Below are 10,450 nucleotides of genomic sequence, written 5' to 3' on the forward strand. Positions count from 1 at the left end.
GTCAAGCCGTCCTCGCCTCCGCCGTCCCAGGCCAAGGGTCAGCCACTGACGCTGGACGCCAAGGCGTTCCCGATGCTCACGTCCATGGGCCGCAACCTGAGCCAGGCCGCGCGCGAGGGGAAGCTGGACCCGGTGGTGGGCCGCGCGAGGGAGGTCGAGGAGGTCATCGACATCCTGGGCAAGCGCCGCACCAACAACCCGTGCCTGCTGGGCGAGCCCGGCGTGGGCAAGACGGCGGTGGTGGAGGGCGTGGCGCAGCGCCTGATGGGCCTGCGCGGCACGCTGGCGGAGAAGATCCTCGTCGAGTTGGACATGGCCACGCTGGTGGCGGGCACGCAGCTGCGCGGCTCGTTCTCCGAGAAGCTCAACGCATTGAAGGAAGAAGTGCGGCGGGCCGAGGGGCGCGTGGTGGTCTTCATCGACGAAATCCACACGCTGGTGGGCGCGGGCTCCACGGGCGAGGGCCCGCAGGACGCGGCCAACGAGCTGAAGACGGCGATGGCTCGCGGCGAGTTCCCCTGCATCGGGGCGACGACGCACGACGAGTACCGCAAGTTCATCGCGGCGGACCCGGCGCTGGAGCGGCGCTTCACGCCGGTGGTGGTGAACGAGCCGTCAGTGCCGGAGACGTTGCAGATCCTCCAGGGCATCATCGGGCGCTACGAGGAGCACCACGCGCTGCGATACCTGCCGGAGGCGCTGGAGGCGGCCGCGTCGCTGGCGAGCCGCTACGTGACGGACCGGTTCATGCCGGACAAGGCCATCAGCGTGGTGGACCTGGCGGGCAGCCGCTGCCACCGCGAGGGCAAGCACCGGGTGGACGCGGCGGACGTGGCGCGCGTGGTGGCGAAGCTGGCGGGCGTGCCGGAAGAGCGGCTGCTGATGAACGACTCCGCGCGGCTGCTCCGGTTGGAGAACGACCTGGCGGAGCGCGTGATTGGCCACGGCGACGCGGTGGTGCGCATCTCGCGGGTCATCCGCCGCAACTACGCGGGCTTCGCGTCGCGCCGTCCCATGGGCAGCTTCCTCTTCCTGGGCCCCACGGGCGTGGGCAAGACGGAGATGGCGCGGGCGCTGGCGGAGGTGCTGTTCGGCAACCGGGACGCGCTGGTGCGCCTGGACATGAGCGAGATGTCCGAGTCCCACGGCGTGTCGCGCCTCATCGGTTCGCCCGCGGGCTACGTGGGCTTCGGTGAAGGCGGACAGCTCACGGAGCCGGTGCGCCGCCGGCCGTCGTCGGTGGTGGTGCTGGACGAGATCGAGAAGGCGCACCGCGAGGTGCAGATGCTGCTGCTCCAGGTGTTGGAGGAGGGGCGGCTGACGGACGGCAAGGGCCGGCACATCGACTTCTCGAACACGGTCATCGTGATGACCACGAACCTGGGCGCGGAGGCGTTCAGCCGCACGGGCCGCGCGGTGGGCTTCGGCGCGGCGGACGCGGCCGAGGGCAAGGCGCTGGACATGGCGTCGGACACGGCGCGCAAGGCGCTGCCGCCGGAGCTGTGGAACCGCATCGACGAGCGGCTGCCGTTCCGTCCGCTGGCGGAGCAGGAGGTGGCGAAGATCGCCACGCTCATCCTGGCGGAGAGCAGCAAGCGGCTCGCGACGGAGCGCGGCATCGTCTACACGGCGGGCACGGACGTGGTGGGTCACCTGCTCAAGTCCGGCGGCTTCGACCCGATGCTGGGTGCGCGGCCCATGCGCCAGGTGGTGCAGCGGCTGGTGGAAGGCCCCCTGGCTGAGCGCATCCTCTCCGGAGAGTTCGGCGCGGGCGACCGCGTGCGCGTGGCCGTGCAGGCCGGTCAGCTCCAGTTCGCCCGGGACGCCGCCTGACGGTGGCGCGGCGAGGCCGGAGCACGCGGAGCAGCGCGGCGAAGGCGAAGCGCGTCCCCGTGGTCATCGTCGGCGCGGGGCGGCTCGGTGGTGCACTCGCGTTGGCACTGCAAGCGAAGCGTTGGCCCGTGCGCGTGTACTCGCGTGACGACGCAGGCCATGAGCGCACGCGGGCCCTGGGCCTGAAGCCCGCGACCCCGGCGGACCTGAAGAAGGCGCGCGTCTGCGTGCTGTGCGTTCCGGACGCGGCGGTGCCGTCTGTGTCCGAAGCCCTGTCACGCGAACTGCCGCGCACGGTGGCGCTGGTGCACACCGCGGGCGCCCTGCCCCTCTCCGCGCTGGGCACGCAGCGGGGCCGCGCGGTGGGTTCGTTCCATCCACTCTGCGCCGTGTCCTCCGCGAGGGACTCGCTCGCGGGCCACACCGCCGCCATCAGCACACGGTCCCCTTCCCTGCGCGCCGTGCTCCAGCGCATGGCGGAGGACGTGGGCTTCGCGATGTTCGACGTGCCGGAGGCACACCGGGCCGCCTACCACGCGGGCGCGGTGCTGAGCGCCGGTGGACTGGTGGCCCTGGCGGACGCGGCCGTGGGCGCGCTGGGCGCCGCGGGCATCGAACCCGAGGCGGCCTTGAAGGCCCTGCTGCCGCTGATGCGCTCGGCGCTGCGAGGCATCGAAGCGCGCGGCCTCTCGGGTGGACTCACCGGCCCCATTGTCCGAGGAGACGCGGGCGTCGTCGCGGCGCACCTCGCGGCACTGCCCTCGGACATCGCTCCGCTCTACGCACAGCTCTCGCGGCGGGCCCTGCGGCTGGCCTCGGAGCGGCTCCGTCCGGAGCCCCGTGCCGCGCTGGAAGCCCTGCTCGCGAAGAAGTGAGGCGTTTCCGGCTCCGCGCCAGCCCGCGGCGCTGGAAGCCCTGGTCGCGAAGACGTAACGGCGCGCGTCCCGGTTGCCCCGGACGCGCGCCCTTCCCACCAGACTAGGTGAGGATGATGCGCGGGCTCTGCAGCGCGCGGCGCACGATGGCCAGCGCCTGCTCGGAAGCGGCCTCGGCCTCCGTGAGGCGGCGCAGGCAGATGTCGCCGCCCACCGACACGGAGCGCTTCAGGTCCGCCAGCAGCGTCAGCGCCGCCTGCAGCATCTCCTTGCCCTGCGGGGACTCCGCGGCCGGCTTGCCCGCCGCCTGGGACACGTGCGCAGTGAAGCGCTGCACCGCGTCCATGGTCGCGTTCGGGTCGTACTTCTCCAGCATCGGCTTCAGACGGTCCGGGTTGATCCGGATGAGGCGCAGCGCGCCGACCTTCTGGAAGGCCGGGTGCACCAGGCCGATCTCCGACATCTCGAACGCGCCCAGCAGGCCTTCGTCCGGCGCGCGGTGCGAGTGCGGCACCACGTCCACGAAGAGCGCCAGCGGATCCGCGCCCTGCTTGAACGCCTCCAGCTCGTCGTCATCCAGCGGCGGGAAGCTCGCGGGCGTGCCGATGAACAGCAGCGGCAGCACCACGTCGTGCCAGAACTCCTCGGGCGCGGAGCCCGTGCCGCCCACCGTCGCCACCAGGTGCGTCAGCAGCTCCGCGAGCCGCGGGGCGCGCTCGGCCTGCTCCGCCAGCGTCTTGCCCTGCTCCATGCGCTGCAGCGACGTGACGATCTGCCCCTCGAACTGCTGGCGGGCCTCCGGCGGCAGCGGCGGCTGGGTGCGGCCCAGCGCGTCACGCACGTCGCGCGCCAGCGCGTCCGTCTTCGCCTCCAGCGCCTGCTTCGCCTTGGCCGGATCCACCACGATGAACTGGAGGAAGCCCGGGTCGAACAGGCGCTGGTACTCCTGGGGCCCCAGCCGCTGGGGCTGACCGCCGCCCAGGGCCTGCGCCGGGTTGGTGCCGAACTTCACCTGCCCCAGCGAGCGGCGGATGTCGGCGGCCAGGTCGTCCAGCCGCGTCAACTTGCCCTGCGCCAGCGCGTCCATCACCGCCCCGAACGGGGACAGCATGATGATGGCCTCGGGGAAGCCCAGCGAGGCGCCCTCCGGCGAGTCCCGGTTGGGGAACCAGAACGCCTGGTGCTCGGAGATGAGGCGCAGCGCGAAGCCGCCCGCCAGGCCCAGCGCCGCGCCCTGGTGGTTCGGGTTGTTCGGGTCGAACCGGCCGCCCAGCAGCTGGATGACCGACGTCTCCACGTCCGCCCACGGAGCCTTCGTCAGGTCGACCGGCGCGCCGCTGGCCTTCTCCAACGCGGCGGAAAGCTGGAGCTGCGCATTGTGGACGTGCTGCGGAACAGGGAGCCCCTGGGGCTCGGCGGGTTCGGTCATGGGAAGGTTCCTGTGAGGAATGCGACGCGTTCCCTTATCGTGAAAAACGCGCTCCTGACTACGATTTGTGCTCGGTAGGATGCACCGCCATGTCAGCTTCTCGCGGGCCTGCCCGCCAGCCCGCCATCCTCGCTTGTCTCCTGCTGCTGACATCGGGGTGTGCTTTCGTCGCACCCCGTTTCCCGCAGAACGTCCAGGCGTCGTTCGCCCGGGACGACATGCACAAGCTGACCACGCGGTCGATGGAGCTGTACTACCCGGTCCATCTGCGCGGGACGGCGCTGCGGGTGGCCGCCCGGATGGAAGGCTGCGTGGAGCGGCTGCGCGGCGACGCGTGGAGCAAGGCCGAGCGCAAGCGGGTGCTCGTCTACCTGACGAGCGCGGACTTCAACAACGCGTACGTCCAGTCGGAGTTCGCCAGCACGCCGCAGCAGATGGTGCTGCCGCAGCACATGACGCTGGAGCAGTTCAACCTGCTGGGTCTGGGTGAGACGGACATCGGCGACGTGGCCTGTCACGAGTCCGTCCACTACGTGCAGATGCAGCAGGTGGGCGGGCTGTGGAACGTCCTGAACAAGGTCACGGGCGGCCTCTTCCAGCCCAACATCTTCACCGAGTCCTGGTTCCTGGAGGGCCTGGCCACCTACTACGAAGGCCGGCTGGGCAAGGACACGGGACGTCCCTACAGCCCGGTGTGGCGCGGCTGGTGGGAGGGCGCGGTGGTGGCCCAGAAGGGCGAGCTCAACGCGGGCTACCTGTCACCGGAGAACCGTGCGCTGGATCCGTTCGGCGGCAACTACCTGACCGGTATGAACTTCGTGGAGTACCTGGCGAAGACGTACGGCGAGAAGCGTCTGTGGAAGCTGGTGGACGAACAGGGCAGCTCGCTGTTCCCACCCCTCGCGGTGACGCTGCGGTTCAAGCGGGTTTACGGCAAGGACATCGGGTCGCTGTTCAGCGAGTACGAGCAGAGCCTCCAGAAGGGCCTCCAGCTGCGCGAGCGCCCCGCCACGCAGCAGGTGCTCGTGCGGAATGCGGGCTACTTCTCGCGGCTCGTCGCGAACCCGGTCGACGGGAGCACGGCGCTGGTGAGCGTGGGCCGTGAAGCCATCACGCACCTCACCGTGTACGAGCGCGACGGCCGCGAGCGCTTCAGCCGCGCGCTGGTGCGGCTGTTGCCGGGGCGCCGCTGGGTGGTGGCCAGCTCGTCGCTGGTCAGCGGCATGACGTTCAGCCGGGACGGCCGGTGGCTGTACCTGGTCAGCGCGGACATCGACTCGGTGGGCAGCTACACGGGGAAGCTGTGGCGGGTGGACGCGCGCACGGGTGACGTGGTGCGGCTGTGGGACGACCTGGTGGGCATGGGCGGCGACCTGACGGCGGATGGCCGGTCCTACGTGTTCGTGGAGGTGAGCGGCGACGCGGCCAACCTCGTGCGGTTGGATCTGGAGACCGGTCAGCGTGAGCGGCTGACGGACTTCAAGGCGCATACGGCGCTAGGCACGCCCGTGACCTCACCGGACGGTGGACGGTACGTGTTCCCCATGTACGGCGTGGAGGGGTGGGACCTGGTGCTGCGCGAGCCGGACGGTTCGCTGCGCTGGCTCACGCGGGATGGGCTGTTCAACTACTCGCCCCGGTGGTTGGACGACGATCACCTCGTCTTCCTGCGCGAGCACGAAGGCCGGCTCCAGGCGCACGTGATGACGGTGTCCACCCGGCGCATTGCCCGAGTCACCGACGCGCCAATCCTGGTGATGGACGCGGCACCCGCGGGCGGGGACGCCGTGGTCTTCCTCAACCGCGACGGCATCAACTTCACCGTGGACCGCGCGCCCCTCACGAAAGCCCTGGCCGAGCTGAGCGCGACGCCCGAGCCGCCGGCCGAGAGCATCGCGACCGCACCGGCACCGGAGCCGGAGGCCACCGCCCAGGGCACGGAGGCACAGGAGGGCTTCGTCGCCTTCCCAGGCCAGACCGAGCCTCCGGCGGATGCCCCCACGCAGGCCGCTGCCGACGTCCCCCCGGCACCGGTGGCGCCGCCGCCCCTGCCCGTGGATCCCGCCCATGACGTGGACGCGCCCGTGACGCCTCCGGCCGTCGTCGGCCACGCGGTGGACGTGCTGACCGACGAGCCCTACTCGCCGCTCGAAGGCTTCTTCATCCCGAACTACCGGGTCCCCTACTTCTACACGGTGCCCAACGACGTCGACGAGAACGACCCGTACTTCGCGGGTGGCATCTCCATCGCGGGCCAGGACCGGTTGGGCTTCAACGCCTACGCGCTCACGCTGACGTACGACCTGAAGGAGAAGCAGCCCGGCGTGTCGTTCGCATACGGCAACGCGATGCTGTCGCCCTTCTACCTCCAGGTCTCCGCGTCACGCCTGCGCGAGAACGAACGCACGGACCTGCAGGCCACCGTGTTCGCGTCCCGCACGTTCTGGACGACCCCCGTGAGCTTCGGCGTGCTCGCGCTCGACCGCCGCTTCGACGCCACGGATCGCCGGCCGTCCATCACCACGCGCCTCATCGGACCGGAGGTCGCCGCGTCGTACTTCGCCGGCGAAGGCACGTCCTACGGCGGCACGCAGCGCGGACTGGGCCTGTCCGTGAGCGGCGGCATCTTCCCGAAGGCCTTCGCGCGCGACTCCACCGTAGGCGACGTGCGCCTGGGCGTGGACGGCTACCTGGGCGGCCTGCCCTTCATCGGCAAGGACAACCTCCTGCTCTCCGTCGCGGGCCGCGCCCTGCCCGGCGCGCCTGATGACCTGCTGGAGGTCGGCGGAATCCTTCCGGGCCAGGCCTTCTTCATCAACCGCGACAGCACCACCGACGGTGGCCTGCCGCTGCAACTCCAGCCGGGCCTCGCCTTCAGCGAGTACCTGCGCGGCTACGAGGACCACACCTTCCGCGCGCGCAACGTGCTGCTCGCCAACGCGCGCTACCGCTACCGGTTCATCATCGACTACGGCTGGGCGTCCACGCTGTGGGTGCTGCCGTCCCTCTTCGTCAGCCAGTTGGAGCTGGATGCGTTCGGTTCGCTCGCGCGCACGGACAACCGGACCAACCACGGAGCGGTGGGCGGCTCCGCCACGCTGCGGCTCACCATGGGACAGGCCTACGCGCTCTCGATCTTCTACCAGTACGCCCACCGCTTCGATGACGGCTTCGGCGACCTGCACATCATCGGGATGACGTTCTAGCGGGGCCCGCGCAGGCCATACAGGCCCTCATCGCGCGCCACCTGGAGCACCGCGGAGGGCACCAGCTCCGAAGGCTCGATGCCGCGCGCCAGCTGGTCGCGCACCTGCGTGGAGGACACCTCCGCCAGCGGCGGCCCCACCGTGTCCGGCGCCGGGTAGCCCGCGCGGTAGAGCACCGTCACGTGCGCCATGCGCTGGATGCGGTCGAAGTCCTTCCACTGCGGCAGGTCCCTCAGGATGTCGCTGCCGATGATCAACGAGAACCGCGTGTCCGGGTGGCGCTCCACCAGGTACGCCAGCGTGTCCACCGTGCGTCCGCCACCGCCCAGCTCGCGCTCCACCAGGCTCGTCTGGAGCCAGCCGGACGTCTCGCGGCAGAGCGCCTCGCACATGCGCACGCGAGCCTCGAAGGGTTCCAGCTGCTTGCCGAACGGATGGTGGAACGTGGGCATCAGCCAGACGGCATCCACGCCCTGCGTCGCGTGGACGTAGGAGGCCGCCATCAGGTGGCCCACGTGCGGCGGGTTGAACGAGCCTCCGAGCAGCGCGACCTTCACGGCGGGCCTCTTATTTGACGGTGAGCTTCGTCGAGCGCGAATCGACCTGCAGCACCCGGGGCGGCAGCACCAGGTGTCCATCCAACCGGAACGCGGAGAAGCTCAGGTTGCGCTCCGCCTTCTCCAACAGGCCGCACGTCTGCTCCGCGGCCCCCACCAGCCGGCCCGGCGTCACGAAGTAGCGCGGGCCAATCTGCACCACCGCCGGCTCGGACTCCTTGCCGTGGATGAACACCTGCGCGTTGAGCAGGTCGTCCCGCACCAGGTCGTTCTTGTCGTGCACCACGCAGCAGAGCGTGTCCCCCACCAGGTCCATGGCCTTGTTGGCCACGGCGGGGTCCCGGTACGCCAGCGAGTCGCGGTCCGGCACGCGCACGAAGCGCTCCATCACCAGCCGCCGGTCGTCCTCGGACGCCAGGTCCGAGGGGGCCTCGCGGGACGCGGGCGTGCGCCCGAGTCCGTCCTGGGGCGCCACCAGCCACTGCGTCACGTCCGCCAGGAAGTCCGCGTCCGAGTACTCGCGCCCTCCCCTGCTCTTCTTGCGGCGCCACAGCACCCACTCATCCAGGTCCGTGTAGCGCGCGCCGGTGAAGAGGAAGCGCCGGGCGCCCTTCGCACGCAGCAACTCGTAGGCGGCGTCGAAAGCGTCCAGGTCGCCATGCGTATCGGAGAAGACACCAATCACGTGGAGGTCACCGCGAGGAAGCGTACAGCAGGGCGGGCTCGCGGCGCTTGCGGAAGGCCTCCGTCTGCGCCTCGAAGCCTTCGAGCATCCGGTCCAGGGACCACCCCTCCTCGATGCCGCGACGCACCTGGTCGGTGCCGCACAGCAGGTCGAACGCGGGCACGTCCTCCACGAACTCGTACGCGTCCGCCCGCCAGGCGAACTGCCCCGGCCCGATGTCGTGCAGCGCCTGGGTGATGGCGATGCCCGTGCGCAGCGGCTGGAACGACTTGCGGTCCGTGACGTGGATGAAGGCCCCGCTGCACGACTGGCCCGTGTACTTGTCGAACGTGGGGGTGAAGCCCACCGGACGGAAGGTCACGCCCGGCAGCCGCTCCTTGTCCAGCCGCGCCATCAGCTGATCCGTGTCCACCCACGGCGCGCCGAACTGCTCGAAGGGCCGGCAGGTGCCGCGGCCTTCGGACACGTTGGTGCCCTCCAGCTGGCACATGCCCGGGTACACCAGCGCGGTGTCCGCGGTGGGCATGTTGGGCGACGGCGGCAGGAACGGCAGGCCCGTGTCGCTCCAGTACATGTCGCGCGTCCAGCCCTCGCACGGCACCACCGTGAGGTCGCAGCCGAAGCCCTCCTGCGCATTGAACAGCCGCGCCAGTTCCCCCGCCGTCATGCCGTGGCGGTTGGGCAGCGCGTACAGCCCCACGAAGGAGCGGAACTTCTCCCCCACGAGGTTGCCCTCCAGCGTCACCCCATCCAGCGGGTTGGGCCGGTCCAGCACGTAGAACGGCACGCGGGCCTGGGCCGCGGCCTTCATCGCCAGGGCCATGGTGTAGACGTAGGTGTAGTAGCGGCTGCCCACGTCCTGGATGTCGAACACCAGCGCGTCCAACCCCTTCAGCCACTCCTGGCGCGGGGAGAGCGACTCGAAGGTGGAGCCGTAGAGGCTGTGCACCGGGACGCCCGTCTTGCGGTCGCGCGCCTCGTCCACGGCCACCATGTACTGGGCTTCACCCCGGATGCCGTGCTCCGGCCCGAAGAGCGCCGCCAGCGTCACGCCGTCCGTGCCGGCCAGCAGATCCGCCAGGTGGCGGAAGCGCGAGTCCACGCTCGTGGGATTGACGATGGCGCCCACGCGCTTGCCCTTGAGCGCGGAGAACCCCTGCGCCGCCCACACATCCAGTCCCGTCTTCACCTTCGTCACGTTCAGTCGCCTCGTCCCGCGGATACGCGCGGGCGCAGGAAGGGTCAGTTCGCGGGGAGACGCTTGAGCGCGTCCGCCGCCGCCTGCTTCGAGTCACAGGTGCCCAGGCCGAGGAACCCACCGGCCGTCCCTTCGTTCGGGCCTCCGTCGTCGGCCAGGGATTCCAGGGCGCCGCGCGCGTCTTCCAGGCGCAGGCTGCCCACGGCCGCCGCCGCGCTGGAGCGCACGCCGCACTGCTCATGCTTCAGCAGGGAGATGAGCCGGGACGACGCACGGCCGTTGGCGTCCTTGCGCACCGCCGCCGCGTAGTGGACCACCGCGGCGCTCATGTTGCCCTGCGCCTCCTCCAGACGCCCGCTGAAGTAGGAGCGCTGGTCCGCCTCCTCCAACTTGATGAGCCGCTTGGCCTCGTTCACGCGCTGGGTCTTCTCCGGGCCGGTGGTGCCCTCCACGTCGCGGATGGCCCGCATCGTGGCGCCGCCTCCGCCGACGAGCAGCCCCCCGCCCAACAGCACCACCACCAGCCCCGCGCACATGCTCCAGCCGGCCACGGTGGACGACACCTTCGTCGTGATGGCGGGCGGCAGCTTCGCGTACACGCGCGCCCAGAGCGCATCCGTCGCGGTGCGCGCCTGCTGGCCCAGCACCGTGGCCCGCTGCCCCACCG

General features: G+C 70.8%; 7 protein-coding genes and 1 pseudogene. 3 read left to right on the forward strand and 5 right to left on the reverse strand.

Annotated features, from left to right (window positions below):
* Nucleotides 1–1,833: AAA family ATPase (locus D7V77_RS36600; RefSeq protein WP_147452276.1), on the forward strand; the 1,833-nt coding region annotated here is incomplete at its 5' end.
* 2 nt (nt 1,834–1,835) lie between these two features.
* On the forward strand, nt 1,836–2,708 hold the full coding sequence (locus D7V77_RS36605; RefSeq protein ID WP_120580896.1) for a Rossmann-like and DUF2520 domain-containing protein: 873 nt from the start codon (nt 1,836–1,838) through the stop codon (nt 2,706–2,708).
* Nucleotides 2,709–2,811: 103 nt separating this feature from the next.
* Here the strand turns inward: D7V77_RS36605 and D7V77_RS36610 are convergent, their stop codons facing one another.
* Nucleotides 2,812–4,137 (reverse strand): hypothetical protein, encoded by a 1,326-nt coding sequence (locus D7V77_RS36610; protein WP_120580897.1) that lies wholly within the window; start codon nt 4,135–4,137, stop codon nt 2,812–2,814.
* Nucleotides 4,138–4,226: 89 nt separating this feature from the next.
* Here D7V77_RS36610 and D7V77_RS36615 point away from each other — a divergent pair, with 89 nt between their 5' ends.
* Nucleotides 4,227–7,343, forward strand: a complete 3,117-nt coding sequence (locus D7V77_RS36615) for a hypothetical protein (RefSeq protein WP_120580898.1) — start codon at nt 4,227–4,229, stop codon at nt 7,341–7,343.
* On the opposite strand, the gene nadD is transcribed toward D7V77_RS36615, so the two are convergent.
* The 4 genes and pseudogenes from nadD to D7V77_RS36635 form a co-directional block, all read right to left on the reverse strand.
* Nucleotides 7,340–7,900, reverse strand: a complete 561-nt coding sequence (nadD, locus tag D7V77_RS36620; RefSeq protein ID WP_120580899.1) for a nicotinate (nicotinamide) nucleotide adenylyltransferase — start codon at nt 7,898–7,900, stop codon at nt 7,340–7,342. The genes D7V77_RS36615 and nadD overlap by 4 nt on opposite strands.
* 10 nt (nt 7,901–7,910) lie before the next feature.
* A complete protein-coding gene (locus tag D7V77_RS36625) occupies nt 7,911–8,585 on the reverse strand; it encodes a hypothetical protein (RefSeq protein ID WP_120580900.1) in 675 nt (224 codons plus the stop codon).
* A gap of 7 nt (nt 8,586–8,592) precedes the next feature.
* On the reverse strand, nt 8,593–9,783 hold the full coding sequence (locus D7V77_RS36630; RefSeq protein WP_120580901.1) for an exo-beta-N-acetylmuramidase NamZ domain-containing protein: 1,191 nt from the start codon (nt 9,781–9,783) through the stop codon (nt 8,593–8,595).
* 44 nt (nt 9,784–9,827) lie between these two features.
* Nucleotides 9,828–10,450: pseudogene (locus D7V77_RS36635) on the reverse strand (adenylate/guanylate cyclase domain-containing protein); the annotation flags it as partial.

The sequence above is a fragment of the Corallococcus sp. CA041A genome (assembly GCF_003612075.1).
GTDB classification, from domain to species: Bacteria; Myxococcota; Myxococcia; order Myxococcales; family Myxococcaceae; genus Corallococcus; species Corallococcus exiguus.

Excerpts from the sequence above, each read along its gene's own strand:
- D7V77_RS36610 (WP_120580897.1), bottom strand. The coding sequence starts at position 4,137 with ATGACCGAACCCGCCGAGCCCCAGGGGCTCCCTGTTCCGCAGCACGTC.
- D7V77_RS36615 (WP_120580898.1), top strand. The coding sequence starts at position 4,227 with ATGTCAGCTTCTCGCGGGCCTGCCCGCCAGCCCGCCATCCTCGCTTGT.